Consider the following 18,078-nt stretch of genomic DNA (forward strand, 5'->3'; position numbering starts at 1 on the left):
ATAACATTAAGCTCGATTAAAAATCGCAGCGACGGCTACAGGGTTGGATGGGAAGAATAAATGTAAATAGCTAGCAACTAAGCCTTGTTCTTTATAGACAGCTTCACCCGGTGCCGGGTGTCTTTGTCGACGACCAAAGCTAATAGGCTCTGGCGTATTTTCACTACGAGACCTGTGATGTGCATGAGCTCTCACCTCGCCGCTTGGCAAAATGGCTGTTTGCATTCCTTGGCAGCCTCGTTTACCTCTCATGGCACCATCTCCCGTTAAAATGCCTAGCATAGGATAAGTATTATTATTTAAGTCAGTCAGGGTTTCTAAGCTGTAAAGCAAGCCACCACATTCGGCTAAAATACCTTTTCCTTGAGCAAAGAAGTTTTGAATTTCTTGTTTGATTTCCTGATTTTCTGCCAAGGCTTGAGTATGTAATTCAGGATAGCCTCCTGGTAACCAAAGCGCATCAGCGTCTGGTAAAACCTTATCTTTTAATGGCGAGAAAAAGCATATTTCAGCTCCCATCTCAGTTAAGCATTTAAGATTAGCATCATAGATAAAACTAAATGCAGCATCTGAAGCCACTGCAATGGTTTTCCCTTTTAATAATCCTAGGTGCTCTTCATTCTTTTCTAACTCAGCAGGGAAGAAGGTCACGGGCTCAGGCAAATCTAGAAGCTGATTATCATTTGACTGCATCAGCCAATCTACAGCGGCCTCAAACTTTTGCTCAAGCTCATCCTGCACTTCATTGGCTTGCACTAAACCTAAATGACGCTCAGGCAAAACAATATCCTCATCCCGCTTTAAGCTGGCAAGTAATGGGAGGTTTTCTGGTAAAGCATCTCTTATCAGCTGAGCATGGCGTTCACTACCGCAACGGTTAGCAATTAACCCTGCTATTTTTATATCATCGCGGAAGTTTGCCATACCTGAGGCAAGTGCCGCTGCAGTTTGAGCCATGCCCTTTACATCCATCACGATAGCAAGCGGTATATTAAAACGAGCGGCAAGATCGGCGCTTGATGGTTCGCCATCAAACATGCCCATGGCTCCTTCTACTAGAATAAGATCAGCCTCTTGCGCGGCTTCATAAAACTTTTGCTGGCAATAAGCATCACCTGCCATCCAGATATCAAGTTGCTCAACCGCTATCCCAGATGCCTGAGCTAAGATTTGAGGGTCTAGGTAATCTGGTCCAGTTTTAAACACATGAACGCGTTTGCCCTGTTTAGTAAAATACCTTGCAAGTGCAGCTGTAATGGTAGTTTTGCCTTGGTTGGATGCAGGTGCAGATAAAAATAATGCTGGACAAGAAATACTTGCTTTAACTTGGTTACTCACTTAGAACCGTCCCAAAATATGGTTAATACTTAATATAAGCCTGCTGTTATAAAATGGCTTATCATTTAAATTGTAAAATATTCAGCCTTAATCGCATGGGCGAGCTGCTGCGCTCGACCCCTTTTGATGGCGCTAGCTTCAATATCTATCAGACTACAACTACCCTTTAGCTCAATATCAGCAACATCTGCTTGAGTGCGCCCATCAGTAAAAATATAAGTATGACTGACGCTCATTGGAGATTGCTTATAATAACGCGTTAACCAAGATGCGACTTCTAATAGTCCATCACGAAAGGGCGTGCCACCTCCAGCTTCAATTTTATTGAGGAATTCACTCATATCTTTAGGTGCTCTTACTTTCGCCTGTACTTGCTTAACTTCATTATTACCAAAGATAAACATGGCGATTTGTTCACGCTTTATATAGGCCTGTTGTGCAATATCTAAAATAGCGCCCTTAGCTTTTCCAAAGACGGCTTGTCCTAACATGGAAGCAGAGCAATCAAGTAAAATCAGATGTAACATTCCCTGACTCGTCCGTGCTTTTTGTCTATGAAGCTTTGTCGGAGGCCATTGAAAACCCTCACTATCAGCCGATTGCGAAATTGTTTGATGCCAATTCACTGCCTTACCAGGCAAGTTGTTATTAAGGCCTTTTCCTTGAGCACTCTCGCCTTTACTTAAAAAAAAACTTTGCTCTTCAATAGAGGTTTTAAATTCATTATTTCGTTTAGATTCTAGCTTTGTATCAAAACGAATATTGTTATCTAAAGCTTGAGATTGGGCAGGCATGCTCCCCCAATCATCCTCAGTTTGATTTGGCTGGCTCTCATCCTCATCTTGTTTATCAACTTGTCCTTGCTGATTTTGCTCAACAGGATTATGAGAGTCTTTCAATCTTGAGGTATCTGGTCGCCTAGTCTTATTCTGCGATGAGTTTGGCTTTTGAATCATGTCTTGATGAGTTGAGCTGCCAGCACTTGGCGGTGAAGATGATCCTACTTGCCTTCTATGGGCTAATACTAGCTCTGCAACCATATCTAAATCTGCTCGAGTGACAGATTTTCCACCTCGCCAAGCGGTATATGCCGTTGCTGCTCTTAACCAAACAATATCCGCTCTTACCCCATCAACATTCGCTTGGAAACAAGCTTTAGCGATTAATAGGCGCATCTCATCACTACACTCAATATGTGGTAATTTTTGCTGTGCTATTTCAATACTTTGCCTAAGGTTTTTCTGTTTGACTCTATATTTTTCGCAAAAGGCTTGAGGGTTCTGATCAAATTCATCTCTCAATTTAACAATCTGAACCCTCTCTTCCAAAGTATAGTTATTAGCCAACTCAACCATGAGACCAAATCTATCTTGTAACTGAGGCCTCAACTCCCCTTCATCAGGATTCATGGTACCAACAAGTATAAATTTAGCGGCATGTTCATGACTAATACCATCACGTTCAACCCTATTTACACCACTTGCGGCAACGTCTAAAAGTTGATCGACAAGATTGTCAGCTAATAAATTGACCTCATCTACATATAACACACCACCATGAGCCTTACTTAATAGGCCTGGGTGAAAGGCGACTTCTTTGTTTTTTAGCACTTTATCTAGATCAAGCGTTCCTAATAGTCTCTCCTCACTTGCTCCTAAAGGTAAAGTTGCAAAAGGGGCTTCTAAATCAGGTAATACATGAGCTAAGCCACGTGCTAGCGTCGACTTTGCACTCCCTCTTGGCCCACTAACCAATACGCCACCTAATAAGGGGTTTATCGCAGCAAGCGTAAGGGCAAGCTTAAAATTTTCTTGGCCGGCAACAGCGGTAAAGGGGAACTCAAAGTGAGGAAGAGACGTCATAAAACAAACCAAAAAGTAATTATTCTCACGGCCTAAACCGTGTCTTAACTGTGACCTTATCTAGGCCATGTTAGCTTGTCAATTTCAGCTTTTCACGATTCTTAAAATTCAATACAAATAGCCTTAATTAACCACATAATTCAAGACAAAGTGAAAAAATAACAACTTCTCAGCATTAAATTAAACATCTCGAATACTGCATTGCTGAGTACTATATAGGGAACCTTTCATATTTCATTTAAAGCCTTGACCTTAGATCTTAGTCTAGGGTTTATACTCAATGCATTATCGTAATTATGGAGTCATCACTATGTTTAAAATTGGTGAACTTGCTGAGTTATGTCAGATCAGTACAGATACTTTAAGGTTCTATGAAAAGAATGGCTTATTCCAAGCCTCTAAAAGATCCAATGCAGGTTATCGTCTTTACACAGAATCGGATAAAAGCCGCCTTGAGTTTATCTTAACCTCAAAGTCTGTTGGCTTTAGTTTGAAAGAAATAGCTGACTTATTATCTATTAATTTGGATAAGTCTAATCGAACCTGTGGTGATGCAAAACAGCTTGTCGATGACAAGTTAACTCAAGTAAGGGAAAAACTTGCTGAGCTAGAGCGTCTTGAAAACTCATTACAAAGCTTATCGGATGCCTGTTGTGGCGGAGCCGAAAGTGCTCTTCATTGCACAATATTAGAAGCGTTAGCAAACAATCAAACTTCAGCAAGCAAGCTTTGAACTGGATGTCATTGCTTAATCAAACATAAAAAGGATATAGCATGTTATTCGCAGAAAACTTCTTAGAACTTTTTTTAGACTCTGCCCCTTGGTTATTACTTGGTCTTATTTTAGCTGGCATACTAAATAGTTTTGTCCCCATGAACTGGATGCAAAAACAACTTGGTGGTACTGGCACTAAGCCTATACTAAAAGCCGCTCTCTTTGGCGCGCCTTTACCTTTATGTTCATGTGGCGTTATTCCTGCTGCTGTTGGCTTAAGACGTGCAGGAGCATCAAAATCAGCCACCACATCATTCTTAGTCTCTACACCTGAAACAGGTATCGACTCTATTTCTGTTTCCTATGCCATGTTAGGGCCATTTATGGCTGTGATTAGACCCATAGCCGCTATCTCCAGTGCGATAGTCGCTGGCCTATTAGTTGGTAATGACAAAAAAGAAATTAAAATAGAAAGCAGTGATATTAAGACTGATACAAATACTGACTCATGTTGCGCCTCTAAGAAAAGCAGTAAGGAAGTATTTTCTAGCATCAAGAAGACACCGTGCTCTAAAGAGGAAAACATAACAAGGTCAAGTTGTGGCAATAAGAAAAAAAATGAACAAGAGAGCTCTTGCTGTGAAAGCGAGCAAGGGGAAACTCAATCAGAATTCAAGCAAAAACTTATTACAGGCTTAACTTTTGCCAGTACGAATCTAATAAAAGATATCAGTATCTGGTTGATGGTAGGATTATTCTTCGCAGCAGCCATTCAAACCTATTTACCAGCAAGCTTTATGGAAACTTGGGGGAGTGGCATTCTAGCTATGTTAGTCATGGTAGTAATTTCTATTCCCATGTACATATGTGCAACAGCATCCACTCCTATTGCAGCAGCATTATTGCTGAGTGGTATTTCCCCTGGTGCAGTTTTAGTTTTCATGATGGCAGGACCTGCGACAAATATAGCCACTTTAGGAGTTGTCTATAAGGAACTGGGATCTAGATCTCTAATTGGTTATTTAACAGGTGTATTAGGTGGCGCTTTATTCTTTGGAACAGTCGTTGACTATCTAGTACAGAACTATGGTTTTAGTGTTGTCCCACTTGTAGGCATGGAACATCAGTTACTACCTGAAACACTAACTTATATGTCTGCTATCCTACTCGCAATACTCATGCTAAATGAGTTAAGAAAAAAGCTCGCATTCTTATCTGTGAATTACGCTAACTAAATGATTTAAATAAAGTATAAAGCTGTATTCAATTAATATGGCTTTATTCAATGTAATTAAACAAGGCACTTTAGTATCTTCCCTAAAGGGAACCTAAGCTCAAGCTCTCGACTAGCTTTAATAAACAAGCTTTTTCTAATCAAATTGCTCCATCATTTTTTGTAGCTTTGTATACTGAGACCTTAACGCTTGATCTTGCAAGTATTGCGAACCATAGTTAGGCACTTCATTAATATTTACATCAACACCTAATGTATGTAACTTTTTCTCCATAACACTAATATCAACCCTAAGATCATACATCTCTTTATCTGGGTTTGATTTTGCTTGCACATTACTAGACATAAAAGCCACAAGTGCAAGACTTATAAAACCTAGCTTGTAAAACTTCATTTCTATTTTCTCCGATAAGTTCAATATTTAAGTTAATTATATATGTAAAATACTAATAAATATGCAGTTAAAATCCTTTTCCACTGTATTTACAAATTTCAAAAGATTGTGTACAAAAACAATTTAAAATTTAAAGAAAAACTCAAATAAAATATAGAAAAAACAAGAGAAATAAAACAATGCAGAAGTGGTAATATACAAAAAAAAGACAAGTGAAGAGAAATAAACTTAGGTAATAAAAACTAAAGAAGCTAAGTTTAATGAATAAACTTAGCTTTCCTTAAGCAGCCCATATTAGTTAGCTACATGGTTATTTTGAAAAATAGTTTGCAGTGAATCATATTTAGCTTCTAAAGCTTTAACTTGTTGAGAGCGATTTAACCCTGACTCGATACCTGATGAGTTATAGTCTACACCCATACTATCAAGTTGGTTTTCAAGTGCAGAAACACTGATTCGAATATCTTCTACTTCGTCAGCATAATCTGTTGCTAACGCTGAAGTTGCGGCCATAGATAATGCAGTTACAGCGAATGTGGTTGCGATAATGTTTTTCATAATAAAGTACCTTTTAAATTAATATATTAGTTAGCAAAGTGTGCATTGTTAAATTGAGCTTGAAGCTCAGAGTATCTACCTTCTAGCGCTTTAACTTCTTGAGCCCTATTTAATCCGGCTTCGATGTTAGTTGTGTTATAGTCAACACCCATGCTTTCAAGCTGTCTTTCTAGAGCAGAAACACTAATCTTTATATCTTTTACTTCATCAGAGTAGTCGCTTGCCAACACTGAACTAGCAGTAGTTGATAAAGCAGTAGCAGCAAGAATTGTCGCGATTGTTTTATTCATAATAATTTACCTTTAAATTAAACTAGTTTTAGTATTGAGCATTGTTAAATTGATCTTGCAAAGAAGAGTATTTAGCTTCTAATGCTCTTACTTCTTGGGATCTATTTAAACCAGATTCGATTTCTACAGTATGATATTCAACGTCCATGCTTTTTAATTGATTTTCCAAAGCTGAAACACTTATTTTAATATCTCTTACTTGATCAGAATAATCACTTGCAAGTGCAGAAGTTGTTACAGTAGATAACGCAGCGATTGCTAGTAGTGATGATGTAATTCTTTTCATTTTGATTAACCTTTTAAAATTTAAAATATTAGTTAGAGTAAGTTGCATTAACAAATTCATTTCTTAGAGCAGAATATTTACCTTCTAACGCTTTTACTTCTTGAGCTCTATTTAAACCTGATTTAATTTCGATGTTATTATAGTCAACATCCATAATTTCAAGCTGTTTCTCTAATGCAGATACACTTAGTTTTAAATCTTTAACTTCATCAGAATAATCACTTGCCATACTTGTAGTAGCGGTTGTTGATAATGCTGCAATTGCTAAAAAAGAAGAGATAATAGATTTCATATTTATTTACCTTTAAAGTTTTTAATTGGGAAGATTTGTTCCCCCCTGTTGATGAAATATATAATAGCGTTTTCAAAAATAAATAAAATAGCCAAACGCTCTCTTCCCCTGTGTTTACAAAATTGGAAAAGCGATGTGCTAATTTGATTAAATGTGCATATATTGTGATGAATATGCACATATAGGGAGAGAAGAATAAATTGTGAAAGAAATGTTTATGATTGGGCTGAATTTAGCCTTTATTAGGCACTTTTAGCATCATTTTTTAGTACTTAAGTTTAGTTAGTAATAGCCTTTTGGAATGAAGATGAGGGATTTTTTTATTACACTTGCACAATTGAATTGATATGTGCTTTTTTTATGTGTTTACGCCTATTTTCAAAGGGCTTTAAGCCTGAAAACCAAGTTAAAGCACCCTCTATATAAAGCTTTTTTTAAGTAAAAATTAGACATTCCTGACTGCCTTCCTATCTCTATTCTAAAAAAGCTTGATTAATGAATGAGATAGGGAAACACCTAAATTCAGATGATAAGAATCAACTAATACAAGAGCACAAATTGATCACATTCAGCTAAGCAATCAACCAAACCTTTTCAGCGAAATAAGAGTACCCCTTTGCTTTATATCGTGGGTTTTGTGAGAAGAGGTCTTGACTAAATAGTGGTTTTTTAACTCTTGACCAATACTCAAAAACCTCATCATCCATGACATTATAAGGGGGGGAGTTAGCCTCTCTGCCATCTTGATAAGCATAGTCGAGTGTTACCAGCATAAGCTTGGCACTAGGTTTTAGCCTTTGTTTGAGATGCCGTATATAACTAGGTCTAGCGGTCTGAGTGATGGCAACTAAAGATGCTCTGTCGTAACAAGCATCAAAATCAGCTTCTCTAAACTCAAAGAAGTCTTGTTCAATTAACAAAATATCAAGCTCCTTCGCTTGATAATAAGCAACACCATCATACCAATTCTGCTCATACGTAAGCTGGTTCTCTTTAAAAAAGTCTCGTATAGCAATATCTGATAATTCAACTCCAACTACCTTATAGCCCTGCTCTGCGAGCCAGATAAGGTCTTTTGTCTTACCACATAAAGGTACTAGTACTTTTGAATCATGATTAAGCTCAGGCCAGTACTCAACTAATAATGGGTTTACCTCATCAAGATGAAACCCTATTTGTCCTGATTGCCATTTTTCTAACCAAAACGTATTTTTAAGCAAACTATCGCCTCTATATGTATCGTATCTTGTTAATAAAACTAAAACTTGGCTATATGGTATATTTCGACTAATTAAATAGGAAGGAAGTAAAAACTAAAATGTCTCTAGAAAGTGCACCTAAACATATCCAACTGGCTGTTGACCTAATAGAAATTTTGGAAACCAACAAAGTTGATAATGAAACGGCTATAGCAGCTCTCAGTATTGTGTTGGAAGACTATAAAGCAAAGCTCAATAGTAACATGACTAAAACCGATGAAATTTAATGTCATCTAATAGATGAAATGCAGCGTGTTTAGCTAATATTTGCCTGAAGGAAAATCTCCTTCATTTTAGCACTAGGATTTAAACATACCCGCTTCTGCCAAGGCTGGCTCGATAAACGCTCTAATAAACCTCTACGACCATCTAGTACAGGTAACACACAAGTATGGGAACCTTTACTAATAGCATTAGAGTAATCTAATTTGTGATTTAACATAAAACTCGATTTAACCCACTCATACATAGGTTTATATTCTATAAGCGGGTATCCAGCATCACGCTCCACCAAACAATAACTCACTTTACTGAATAAGGCATTTGATAAAATAGCGCCTTGACCACACCAAAGTACACTAGGTTTTGAATAGTTCTTAATCTTTTTGAGCAAGCGATTTTGAATGATTTCATTTTCTGACCCAATATAGTCATCTAAAAGCTTAGATTGCTCACTCACTTCAAACCATATAGCTAAAATTTTGTGGTTAAATTGCCAATTATTTAATTGCTCTTCTATTTGAATAATGACAGATGTTTGCAATAGCGCATCACGACTTAAACGAATCATTCCGAGTCGTTTTCCATGATTTAAAGGGTGCTCAACTATCTGGGTAAAGTAACTACTCAGAGTTTGAGCATTTAACCCCTTTTGAAGTAGCACCTCAGATGTTTTCTTAACATTCGCTAATTTCATCCGTTCTTATTCCAAACATCCCCACTAAAGTCATAAGAAATATCACTTTTAGTTTTAAATCAAAATATTAAAAAAGCGCCTATTTAGTAACATAAAAATTCAGGTAAAAAAAAGCAGCCTAGAAGGCTGCTTTTAATCATTATAAATCAATAACTTATTTAAACTATCCTATTTATCCATTTCCTGAACCTGTACGCCAATGCTTTTTAGGCGCGTATGGGTTCTCTGAGCTCTTAAACTCAAAAGAAATTGGTGTACCTGTAATATTAAGAACCTGTCTAAACTTATTCTCTAAATATTTTTTATAACTACCAGGTAAAGAGTCAACCTGATTACCATGAATAACAATTCTTGGCGGGTTAGAGCCACCTTGGTGAGCATAACGTAACTTGATTCTGCGCCCTCTCACAAGCGGCGGCTGATGCTCACTAACAATATCTTCCATAATACGTGTTAGACGATTAGTTGACCATTTCGCATAACAAGATTCATAAGTTTCATCAATTGTATCGTACAAGTTACCTACAGCCGTGCCGTGAAGAGCTGAAATATAATGCACTTTAGCATAAGGAACAAAACCTAAACGACGCTCGACTTCCGTCTTAATTCTCTCTTTAGAGTACTGATCGAGCCCATCCCATTTATTGACAGCAATAACAAGACCGCGGCCAGCATCTAGTACATAGCCTATCATATGCAAATCTTGCTCAACCAAGTCTTCATGGCCATCAATCACAACAATGACAACATTCGCATCCTGAATCGCTTTTAAGGTTTTAACGATCGAGAATTTCTCTACAGCTTCTTTAATGTGTTTACGACGACGTACACCTGCAGTATCAATTAAGGTGTAATCTTTCTCATTTCGAATGTAAGGTATATAAACACTATCGCGTGTTGTACCAGGCATATCGTAAACAACAACCCTGTCTTCACCCAACATACGGTTAACTAAAGTTGATTTACCCACATTAGGACGGCCTATCACACCAATACGAGTCCCTTTTGACTCAATATCAATTTGACCTTTGGCTTCTTGAACTTGCTCGGCAAAAGGCAGCATACAGATATCAATTAGTTTATGTACACCTTTACCATGAGATGCAGCAATCGGGTGAAGGTCACCTAGACCAATACTATAAAAGTCTGCTAGCGCAACGTCTTCATTTATACCATCTGTCTTATTGACCACCATGAAAGTAGGTTTATTAGAACGACGTAAGTGATTAGCAATCATTTCATCAGCGGGGTTTAGACCATGGCGACCATCCACAAGAAATAGAACGGTATCAGCCTCTTCAATGGCAAGTAAGGATTGTCGCGCCATTTTCTCGTCAATTCCCATTTCATCACCACTAATACCACCAGTATCAATAACAATGAACTCATGCTCACCAATACGACCATCACCGTATTTACGATCACGAGTTAGGCCAGGATAATCTGCAACAAGGGCGTCACGAGATCGTGTTAATTGGTTAAACAGAGTGGATTTACCAACATTGGGTCTACCAACCAATGCAATAACTGGAATCATTTTTTTACCTTTATAAATACAAAGTGGCTAGCGCCTATATGAAGACGCTAGCCACTTAAAAAACCTAACTTAGCGGATTTTAACTAGAGATTAGGACTCTCGATAGCTAATTAATCAATCGTTAAGGCGGTTACATGTTCATTTGGCGTAAGTATAAACAATTGTTCACCATTAGACACCATCCTACTGCCTACTGGTAAATTTTGATCAGCCAATTTATAAGCAATCACTTCACCAGAGTCTTTATCTAATATGTACACATAACCCGCTCTATCTATTGTTGCTATCTGATTCTTAAAAATCACAGGTGAAATCAAATCTCTGTTTGCTAGCTGATCTTGTTGCCAAACTAAGTTGCCAGATCTGGTATTCAAAGCAAAGATTTTACTTTCCTGATCAATAACAATAAGCAAATCATCTATGATAGCGGTTGATAAAGCACTCGGAATACTACGCTGCCACAATGCATTTCCATTGCTCACATCAATGGCACTGATTGTACCATTATATGCGGTTGAAAAGAGTGTATTATCAGAAAGTAATAATCGTCCATCAACATCAGTCAAACGCTCGATTTCATACTTACCTTCTGGTTTGCCTACTTCAAAAGACCAAGCATCTTTACCATTTAGTAAGCTATATGCTTTAAGTTGACCATTAGAGAAACCAGCAATCACTTTACCGTCAGTAATGATAGGAACATTCGTGCCCCGTACACTTAAAACTGGCACAGACTCTTTTGTACGCCAAAGTGTATCACCCGTATTAGCGTCCAATACACTTAGCCAGCCATCCGAGGTTTGAACTGCTAGCTTATTGGTAACAACAGCCACTTCTGACAAAATTTCTGAAGTGAGCGTTTTACGCCAAACTTCAGCTTCTTGTGTTAATGAAACAGCAATTAATTCAGCATCATATGTAGAAATAAATGCAAGGTCTGCATTCTTTGCCAAACCAGCACTGACATCGGCATTGTCTACTTTAATACGCTTAATTCGATGACCATCTTCTGCATCAATTTGGTAAATTACGCCGCGCTTAGTAGCAAAAAATAAACTGCTATCTTCATTTACTATATTAAAACGCTCACTTGCTTCACCAAAACCGCCATCAACACTTCTTCGCCAGTCCGTTCTTAGGTCAACTTGGTTAACCATACGAGCGGGGGCTGATAAGGGTGGACGAGACTGTGAGCAAGCTTGTAAAACAAATGCTGTCAAAACCACTAGTAACAGAGAAAATTTATTCACGAATCTTAGCTCTCTACTAGGTCTTGCAGTTTAATATCTAACAAAGGGTTCTGAGCTTGTGGTGTTTGAGCACTAAGTGCAGCTTGATAAGAAGCTCTTGCTTCTTCAGTTTTACCTTGAGCAAGCAAAACATCACCTTTTAACTCAAGTTTAAGGCTGTCAAATTCAGTTAAATTGATCATAGCCAGTTGAGTAAGCGCTTTATCCAATTCCCCTTGATGCACTAACACTTTACTAATACGCAAATCAGAGATGGCCTTTAAGGTTACATCATCTGTACTTGCTTTTGCTTCATTTAACGTATCGATAGCAGCATCATAGTCTTCAGCCACAACATCTACTTTTGCTTGAAATAAATGAGCAAAAGTTGCATAGCCTGTATCATCAAAATCATTCACTAGCTGATCAGCGATAAAAGACACTGTCTTGAGGTTCTTTTCTTCGCTCAGGTCAGTCGCTGCTTGACTCATAGACTCAAATAAAGAAGAGGCTTCAGCCAAATGGTTTTCTTGGTTTTGTTGCCAAGCCTGAAAACCAAAATAACCCGCTACACCAACAGATACGGCAAGCACAAGTGAAGTACCATTTTTCTTCCACCAAGTTTTAAACGCTTCTATCTGTTCTTCTTCTGTCTTAAGTTCTGACACCTAACATTCCTCTTTATTCTGTTTGCATTACTCTGCACTTAAACTCTTTTGGATTAGTACCCAATTTGCAGAATTAGTTCAATTTTGTTCTTTCGTAGATAAGTAATCTGCAACGGCATCAATTACACAGTTTTTCTGTTCGCCTGTACTCATATCCTTAATTTGGCAGATACCCTCTTCAATCTCAGTATCTCCAATAATCAAGGTAAATTTGGCACCAGATGCATCAGCTTTCTTCATTTGCTTCTTAAAGTTACCGCCACCACAGTGACGTAAAATTCGCCACCCTTTATCGGCATCTCTCAAACGCTCTGCCAAAGTGAAGGTTGCAAGTTCAGCAGTTTCACCCATGCTCACCATAAAGATATCAGTTTGGCTTTTTGCTTCAGCAGGAATTAACTCAAGCGTTTCAAGCAATAGAACTAAGCGCTCAATGCCCATTGCAAATCCAACGGCTGGTGTTGCTTTACCACCTAACTGCTCAACTAAACCATCATAACGTCCACCGGCACATACTGTTGCCTGAGCACCTAAATGAGTTGTTACCCATTCAAAAACGGTTTTACCATAATAATCAAGGCCACGTACCAAACGGCTATTAACCGTAAAAGCAATACCACTTGATGTTAGTATTTCTTTTAACCTTTCGAACTCTTGGCGAGATTCATCATCAATATGATCAGCAAGATCAGGTGCATCATTAAGGATCTCCTGAGTACGAGCATCTTTTGAATCTAAAATACGCAGTGGATTAGTATCCAAGCGTCTTTGACTATCCTCATCAAGTTCGTTTTTATATTGAGTTAAATACGCAACCAATGCTGCTTTATAGGCTTCACGTGCAGCTGCAGTACCTATGGTATTTAATTCAAGTTCAACATGCTCTAATAAACCTAATGCTTGCCATAAACGAGCCGTCAGAATAATTAATTCAGCGTCAATATCAGGCGAAGCCATACCAAAGGTTTCAACGCCTATTTGATGAAATTGACGATAGCGTCCTTTTTGTGGTCTTTCATAGCGAAACATAGGACCAACATACCAAAGGCGCTGAACCTGATTAAACAGTAATCCAGCTTGGTCGGCAGCACGAACACAACTTGCAGTGCCTTCAGGTCTTAGGGTTAAAGAGTCACCATTTCTATCGTCAAAGGTATACATCTCTTTCTCAACGATGTCGGTAGTTTCACCAACGCCTCGTTTAAAAAGATCTGTTGTTTCAACAATAGGAAAACGGATTTGATCATAACCATAACTGTTTACAACATCTGTAACCTTAGCTTCAAGGTATTGCCAGATAGAAGTTTGTCCAGGCAGAATATCGTTCATGCCTCGAATTGCTTGTATTTTACGTGCCACTTTGTATTCCTTAGATTGCTAACGCAGTTTATGCCTTTGCAATAATTTGCTCTAATTCTTTCTCTTTTGCTTCAGCTTTAGCTCTTATTTGCTTTTCGAGCTGATCGACAATCTCATCTGCTTGTAACTGATTAGATGGCTTACCATCTTCATACACCATATTGTTTGGTGTTCCACCAGCAAGCCCTAAATCGGCTTCTTTAGCTTCACCAGGGCCATTTACAATGCAACCTATCACAGCAACATCTAATGGCACCTTAATATCTTCAAGACGCTCTTCTAACTGGTTCATAGTTTTAATAACATCGAAGTTTTGACGAGAGCAACTAGGGCAGGCAATGAAGTTGATGCCACGATTACGCAGCTTCAAACTACGTAACATATCCCAGCCCACTTTAATTTCTTGCACTGGATCAGCCGCTAAAGAAACCCGTAAAGTGTCTCCAATACCGTCCATTAATAACATACCAAGACCGATAGAAGATTTAACCGTACCAGAACGTAAACCACCTGCTTCAGTAATACCTAGATGAAGAGGGTTATCTATCTGGCTAGCTATCTTACGGTAAGCCTCAACCGTCATAAAAATATCAGATGCCTTCAAGCTAAGCTTAAATTCCTGAAAATCTAATTCATCAAAAAAACTTATCTGACGAAAAGCAGATTCAACCAATGCATCTGGTGTTGGTTCGCCATACTTTTTTTGTATATCTTTTTCTAAAGATCCTGCATTAACACCGATTCGAATAGGAATGCCATGATCACGTGCAGAATCGACAACAGAACGAATACGCTCTTTACTACCAATATTTCCTGGGTTGATTCTCAAACAATCAACACCATATTCCGCTACTTTCAAAGCAATTTTGTAATCAAAGTGAATGTCAGCAACTAAAGGTGTTGAGATCTCTTGACGAATTTTTTTGAAGGCTTCAGCCGCATCCATAGAAGGTATCGAAACACGAACAATATCAGCACCGGCATCTGCAATCGCTCTAATTTGAGCAACGGTAGCATCAACATCACAGGTTTCAGTATTGGTCATACTCTGTACGCTGATAGGCGCACCACCACCTACAGCAACGTCTCCTACCATAATCTGGCGAGATTGACGTCGTTTTATGGGAGATTCAAAGTGCATAGCTTTCTCTAGTTAAGCTCGAAGCGAGCTAGGTTTTTTCGGGTAAAAGATGAAAAGTCGAACTCTTCACCCTTATAAATGAGGGAAGACACACCACCAGCAAAACCAAGGACAACTTTATATGGACCTTGTGCAGTTAGTGTTAGATTTGTACCCGCTTTCTTAACGCCTGAATATAAAATGCGGCCATTACCATCTCTTACTTCAGTCCAACAGTCGGAACTAAAATTAATTACAACATCATCATCGTAAGGTGTAGGTAAACTTGCTTCAATTGCTGCTTTTTCAGCTAGACTTGGTTCATTAGCAGGTAAGGAAATATTATCAGGATTAACACCAGCATCTTTCAAGATAGCAATGGTTTCAGCAGATAGACCAGTTACAACATCAGCATCTTCATTACTTGCTGTATCAGAACGTTCACTTTTCACTACGTCTTCAGCTAATGGAGCAGTATTTTCTACGACAACCTGTGTTTCGGCTTCAGCATCCACAGATACCTGCTCTTCCTCAACAAGAGTTTCAGCATTTTCGTTTTGTGCCACTAGTGTTGGCTTAGAAGGAGTCTCTTCAATTTGGGTTTCTTGCTCAATAATTTCTTCAGTAGAAATGATAGGAGACTCTTGCATCATGGTCGGCCACCAAAATGCAAGAAAAATTAGCATGGCACCAATCACCACTGATACAAGAATGACAATCGGATCGGCCATTTGGGCTTGTTTGCCATTCTTATTAATAGGTTGAACACTAGGTTCGCATTCTTCAAGAGCACTATCGAAAGCACCAAGTAATCGACTTTCTTCCAACTCTAATAAACGGACATAATTTTTCAAATAGCCGCGGGCAAAAGTTGAGCTACGAAAGTAATCAAATTCATTTGCTTCTAAAGCACGGACTTGTTCAATTGGAATCTTTAATTGAGTCGCTATCTGACGCTCATCTAGATTTAACTCATTACGCTTACGTTGTAACTCTTTACCTATATTAACAATGATCTTATTTTCATTGTTTTCTTGAATTCCAGATTCCATATTCAATACCTTGAACGACGCAGGCAAAAGGGGGTCGCGAAGATGAGTAATGTGTTGAGTCTAACTCCGCTGCGTTGAACTGCTGCAATAGACATTCATACTCATTTTTATGCTCAATGTAAGGAGCATTTTTTTGTTTAGCCTGGATTTTGTTGTAAGATTGACGCGCCCCACTTAAATCACCCAGTATTAAAGCAAGATTGAGCTCAGTCAGCAAACCTATATAGGGTAAATTGTTGATTTCTTTCGCTCGTTGCAAGTACATTCTCGCCATATCGACCTTTTTAAAGCCAAGTTCACAACGAGAAAGGTTAATTAGCCCAGAAAATGAGTTTTGAGACGATAACAGAACAACTTTTTCAAAATAATTACAGGCTTGAACAAAGTGCTCATTCCCAAGTAAAAAGACGCCATAGTTGTTCAACAGAACAATATCATTAGGGAAGCTTTTCACTGCTGTTTGATAGTGTTTTTCAGCTTTATTAATTTGTTTCGTTTGAGTTAAATAAACACCTTTTAAGCGTAAATAGTCCAACGAATGTTGAGACAAATAACTCTGCTCGGATGATGTAAAAGAGGATAAAATTGCACCTGCTTGAGGGAAGGAGGCTAACGCTAAATACTTCTGAACAAAGTCTAACTTTGTCGTCACATCAATTGGAGGGGGATTTGAAGTTGCAATAGGAGTGGACTGATGACTGCAGCCAAACAGCACCAAACTTAATACAAGTAATGGTAAAACACGCATCATTGACATCCTTGTCATTCGAATACGATAAATAGTGGTGGCTAGTCTAACTCATCTAAAATTAGCAATAAGTGATCTAACTAGTCTTGCACTTCCTTTAGCTCAATATATTTTTGACTACGGCGAGTCTTATCATGAAAATCACCAACAAGTTGGCCACAAGCAGCATCAATATCATCACCGCGTGTCGTTCTCACAGTCACGGTATAACCATCATCTGCTAGAATTTTTTGGAAACGACGTACCTGATTATTTGAAGGCTTATCATAACCAGAATTAGGGAATGGATTAAATGGAATCAGGTTAACCTTACATTCCAAGGTTTTTAATAGCTTAGAAAGCGCTCTAGCTTGATCTTCACTATCATTCACACCTGCCATCATGGTGTATTCAATCGTGATATGACGCTTATCAGGTAAGCTGGTCAAATAATGCTGACAAGCACCTAATAGCTCATTAATTGGATACTTTTTATTGATAGGCACTAAAACATCACGCAGCTCATTTATTGGAGCATGCAGAGAAATAGCTAAAGATACATCGGTTCTTTCAGCTAGCTCATAGATTTTTGGTACAACACCAGATGTACTCAATGTGACACGACGTTTAGACATGCCATAGGCATTATCATCCATCATTAACGTCATAGCATCAACAACGGGTTCAAAGTTCATCAAGGGCTCGCCCATGCCCATCATAACAACGTTTGTTACACGACGAGGGCCATTTGGATCAAAAGGACCAAACGACTTGATAGCAACCCATACCTGTCCAATCACTTCTGCTGGGGTTAGGTTACGATTAAACCCCTGCTTACCTGTTGAGCAAAAACTGCAATCAAGGGAGCAACCCACCTGAGAAGAGACACATAATGTCGCTCTATCACCATCAGGAATAAGCACGGTTTCAACACAGTTGTTACCACCACCTTCGGTACGAATAATCCATTTACGTGTGCCGTCGTTTGAGATATTTTGAGAAACGACTTCAGGGGCGCGAATTTCACTAATATCTTTAAGCTTGTGACGTAAAGCCTTACTAACATCTGTCATCTGATCAAAATCGTCAGCACCCTTTTGATGAATCCATTTAAGCACTTGAGTAGCACGAAATTTCTTTTCGCCAATAGACTCAAAAAATTCAATCATTTTTTTAGGTGGTAAACCCAGTAGGTTCACCTTTTTAACATCAGTCATAGTCATGTCACTTGCCAAAATTCAG

General features: G+C 38.4%; 20 protein-coding genes. 3 read left to right on the forward strand and 17 right to left on the reverse strand.

Annotated elements, in window-relative coordinates; translation table 11 throughout:
* Positions 1-6 precede the first annotated feature (6 nt).
* Entirely contained in the window at positions 7-1,338 is a 1,332-nt protein-coding gene (locus TW85_RS12530; protein WP_046017477.1) for a cobyrinate a,c-diamide synthase, read from the reverse strand.
* 65 nt (positions 1,339-1,403) lie between these two features.
* Positions 1,404-3,200 carry an ATP-binding protein gene (locus TW85_RS12535; RefSeq protein ID WP_046017478.1) on the reverse strand — a complete coding sequence of 599 codons (1,797 nt, stop codon included), beginning with the start codon at positions 3,198-3,200 and terminating at the stop codon, positions 1,404-1,406.
* A 310-nt stretch (positions 3,201-3,510) separates the two neighbouring features.
* Here TW85_RS12535 and zntR point away from each other — a divergent pair, with 310 nt between their 5' ends.
* Both zntR and TW85_RS12545 read left to right on the forward strand, forming a co-directional pair.
* Positions 3,511-3,933, forward strand: coding sequence for a Zn(2+)-responsive transcriptional regulator (gene zntR, locus TW85_RS12540; protein ID WP_046017479.1), 423 nt, complete (start codon positions 3,511-3,513; stop codon positions 3,931-3,933).
* A 41-nt stretch (positions 3,934-3,974) separates the two neighbouring features.
* On the forward strand, positions 3,975-5,150 hold the full coding sequence (locus tag TW85_RS12545) for an SO_0444 family Cu/Zn efflux transporter (RefSeq protein ID WP_046017480.1): 1,176 nt from the start codon (positions 3,975-3,977) through the stop codon (positions 5,148-5,150).
* A 135-nt stretch (positions 5,151-5,285) separates the two neighbouring features.
* Here the strand turns inward: TW85_RS12545 and TW85_RS12550 are convergent, their stop codons facing one another.
* From TW85_RS12550 to TW85_RS12575, 6 genes are all read right to left on the reverse strand, one after another.
* The gene (locus tag TW85_RS12550) at positions 5,286-5,543 is read right to left on the reverse strand and encodes a hypothetical protein (protein WP_046017481.1); all 258 of its coding nucleotides are present in this window, start codon (positions 5,541-5,543) and stop codon (positions 5,286-5,288) included.
* Positions 5,544-5,837: 294 nt separating this feature from the next.
* Positions 5,838-6,101 (reverse strand): hypothetical protein, encoded by a 264-nt coding sequence (locus TW85_RS12555; RefSeq protein WP_046017482.1) that lies wholly within the window; start codon positions 6,099-6,101, stop codon positions 5,838-5,840.
* 26 nt (positions 6,102-6,127) lie between these two features.
* Positions 6,128-6,391 (reverse strand): hypothetical protein, encoded by a 264-nt coding sequence (locus TW85_RS12560; RefSeq protein WP_046017483.1) that lies wholly within the window; start codon positions 6,389-6,391, stop codon positions 6,128-6,130.
* Positions 6,392-6,419: 28 nt separating this feature from the next.
* Complete coding sequence (locus tag TW85_RS12565; protein ID WP_046017484.1) at positions 6,420-6,677, reverse strand: hypothetical protein; 258 nt, start codon at positions 6,675-6,677, stop codon at positions 6,420-6,422.
* Between the two features lie 28 nt (positions 6,678-6,705).
* Positions 6,706-6,969 carry a hypothetical protein gene (locus TW85_RS12570; RefSeq protein WP_046017485.1) on the reverse strand — a complete coding sequence of 88 codons (264 nt, stop codon included), beginning with the start codon at positions 6,967-6,969 and terminating at the stop codon, positions 6,706-6,708.
* A gap of 572 nt (positions 6,970-7,541) precedes the next feature.
* Complete coding sequence (locus TW85_RS12575; RefSeq protein ID WP_046017486.1) at positions 7,542-8,189, reverse strand: hypothetical protein; 648 nt, start codon at positions 8,187-8,189, stop codon at positions 7,542-7,544.
* A 98-nt stretch (positions 8,190-8,287) separates the two neighbouring features.
* Between TW85_RS12575 and TW85_RS25845 the strand changes: the two genes are divergently transcribed.
* Positions 8,288-8,455 (forward strand): DUF2496 domain-containing protein, encoded by a 168-nt coding sequence (locus TW85_RS25845; RefSeq protein ID WP_071210284.1) that lies wholly within the window; start codon positions 8,288-8,290, stop codon positions 8,453-8,455.
* A gap of 29 nt (positions 8,456-8,484) precedes the next feature.
* On the opposite strand, the gene TW85_RS12580 is transcribed toward TW85_RS25845, so the two are convergent.
* From TW85_RS12580 to rlmN, 9 genes are all read right to left on the reverse strand, one after another.
* The gene (locus TW85_RS12580; protein WP_046017487.1) at positions 8,485-9,144 is read right to left on the reverse strand and encodes a hypothetical protein; all 660 of its coding nucleotides are present in this window, start codon (positions 9,142-9,144) and stop codon (positions 8,485-8,487) included.
* A gap of 172 nt (positions 9,145-9,316) precedes the next feature.
* Positions 9,317-10,681 (reverse strand): ribosome biogenesis GTPase Der, encoded by a 1,365-nt coding sequence (gene der / locus TW85_RS12585; RefSeq protein ID WP_046017488.1) that lies wholly within the window; start codon positions 10,679-10,681, stop codon positions 9,317-9,319.
* A gap of 110 nt (positions 10,682-10,791) precedes the next feature.
* Positions 10,792-11,931 carry an outer membrane protein assembly factor BamB gene (bamB, locus tag TW85_RS12590; protein WP_046017489.1) on the reverse strand — a complete coding sequence of 380 codons (1,140 nt, stop codon included), beginning with the start codon at positions 11,929-11,931 and terminating at the stop codon, positions 10,792-10,794.
* Between the two features lie 5 nt (positions 11,932-11,936).
* Positions 11,937-12,578, reverse strand: a complete 642-nt coding sequence (locus tag TW85_RS12595; protein WP_046017490.1) for a tetratricopeptide repeat protein — start codon at positions 12,576-12,578, stop codon at positions 11,937-11,939.
* A 78-nt stretch (positions 12,579-12,656) separates the two neighbouring features.
* Positions 12,657-13,937 carry a histidine--tRNA ligase gene (gene hisS, locus TW85_RS12600; protein ID WP_052702138.1) on the reverse strand — a complete coding sequence of 427 codons (1,281 nt, stop codon included), beginning with the start codon at positions 13,935-13,937 and terminating at the stop codon, positions 12,657-12,659.
* 28 nt (positions 13,938-13,965) lie between these two features.
* Positions 13,966-15,078: a flavodoxin-dependent (E)-4-hydroxy-3-methylbut-2-enyl-diphosphate synthase gene (gene ispG, locus TW85_RS12605; RefSeq protein WP_046017491.1), complete on the reverse strand. Its 1,113-nt coding sequence runs from the start codon at positions 15,076-15,078 to the stop codon at positions 13,966-13,968.
* Positions 15,079-15,086: 8 nt separating this feature from the next.
* Entirely contained in the window at positions 15,087-16,109 is a 1,023-nt protein-coding gene (locus TW85_RS12610) for a RodZ domain-containing protein (protein WP_046017492.1), read from the reverse strand.
* Complete coding sequence (locus TW85_RS12615) at positions 16,081-16,860, reverse strand: hypothetical protein (protein WP_157196942.1); 780 nt, start codon at positions 16,858-16,860, stop codon at positions 16,081-16,083. Before TW85_RS12615 ends, TW85_RS12610 begins: the two co-directional genes overlap by 29 nt.
* Before the next feature lie 77 nt (positions 16,861-16,937).
* Positions 16,938-18,053, reverse strand: coding sequence for a 23S rRNA (adenine(2503)-C(2))-methyltransferase RlmN (gene rlmN, locus TW85_RS12620; protein WP_157196943.1), 1,116 nt, complete (start codon positions 18,051-18,053; stop codon positions 16,938-16,940).
* Positions 18,054-18,078: the final 25 nt, after the last annotated feature.

Origin of the sequence: Marinomonas sp. S3726 (genome assembly GCF_000967665.1) — a bacterium.
GTDB lineage: Bacteria > Pseudomonadota > Gammaproteobacteria > Pseudomonadales > Marinomonadaceae > Marinomonas.

Coding starts and splice junctions, on each gene's coding strand:
- TW85_RS25845 (WP_071210284.1), top strand. CDS start 8,288: ATGTCTCTAGAAAGTGCACCTAAACATATCCAACTGGCTGTTGACCTA.
- TW85_RS12570 (WP_046017485.1), bottom strand. CDS start 6,969: ATGAAATCTATTATCTCTTCTTTTTTAGCAATTGCAGCATTATCAACA.
- TW85_RS12615 (WP_157196942.1), bottom strand. CDS start 16,860: ATGATGCGTGTTTTACCATTACTTGTATTAAGTTTGGTGCTGTTTGGC.
- TW85_RS12550 (WP_046017481.1), bottom strand. CDS start 5,543: ATGAAGTTTTACAAGCTAGGTTTTATAAGTCTTGCACTTGTGGCTTTT.
- TW85_RS12565 (WP_046017484.1), bottom strand. CDS start 6,677: ATGAAAAGAATTACATCATCACTACTAGCAATCGCTGCGTTATCTACT.
- zntR (WP_046017479.1), top strand. CDS start 3,511: ATGTTTAAAATTGGTGAACTTGCTGAGTTATGTCAGATCAGTACAGAT.
- TW85_RS12545 (WP_046017480.1), top strand. CDS start 3,975: ATGTTATTCGCAGAAAACTTCTTAGAACTTTTTTTAGACTCTGCCCCT.
- ispG (WP_046017491.1), bottom strand. CDS start 15,078: ATGCACTTTGAATCTCCCATAAAACGACGTCAATCTCGCCAGATTATG.
- TW85_RS12610 (WP_046017492.1), bottom strand. CDS start 16,109: ATGGAATCTGGAATTCAAGAAAACAATGAAAATAAGATCATTGTTAAT.
- TW85_RS12560 (WP_046017483.1), bottom strand. CDS start 6,391: ATGAATAAAACAATCGCGACAATTCTTGCTGCTACTGCTTTATCAACT.
- TW85_RS12555 (WP_046017482.1), bottom strand. CDS start 6,101: ATGAAAAACATTATCGCAACCACATTCGCTGTAACTGCATTATCTATG.
- TW85_RS12535 (WP_046017478.1), bottom strand. CDS start 3,200: ATGACGTCTCTTCCTCACTTTGAGTTCCCCTTTACCGCTGTTGCCGGC.
- TW85_RS12580 (WP_046017487.1), bottom strand. CDS start 9,144: ATGAAATTAGCGAATGTTAAGAAAACATCTGAGGTGCTACTTCAAAAG.
- rlmN (WP_157196943.1), bottom strand. CDS start 18,053: ATGACTGATGTTAAAAAGGTGAACCTACTGGGTTTACCACCTAAAAAA.
- der (WP_046017488.1), bottom strand. CDS start 10,681: ATGATTCCAGTTATTGCATTGGTTGGTAGACCCAATGTTGGTAAATCC.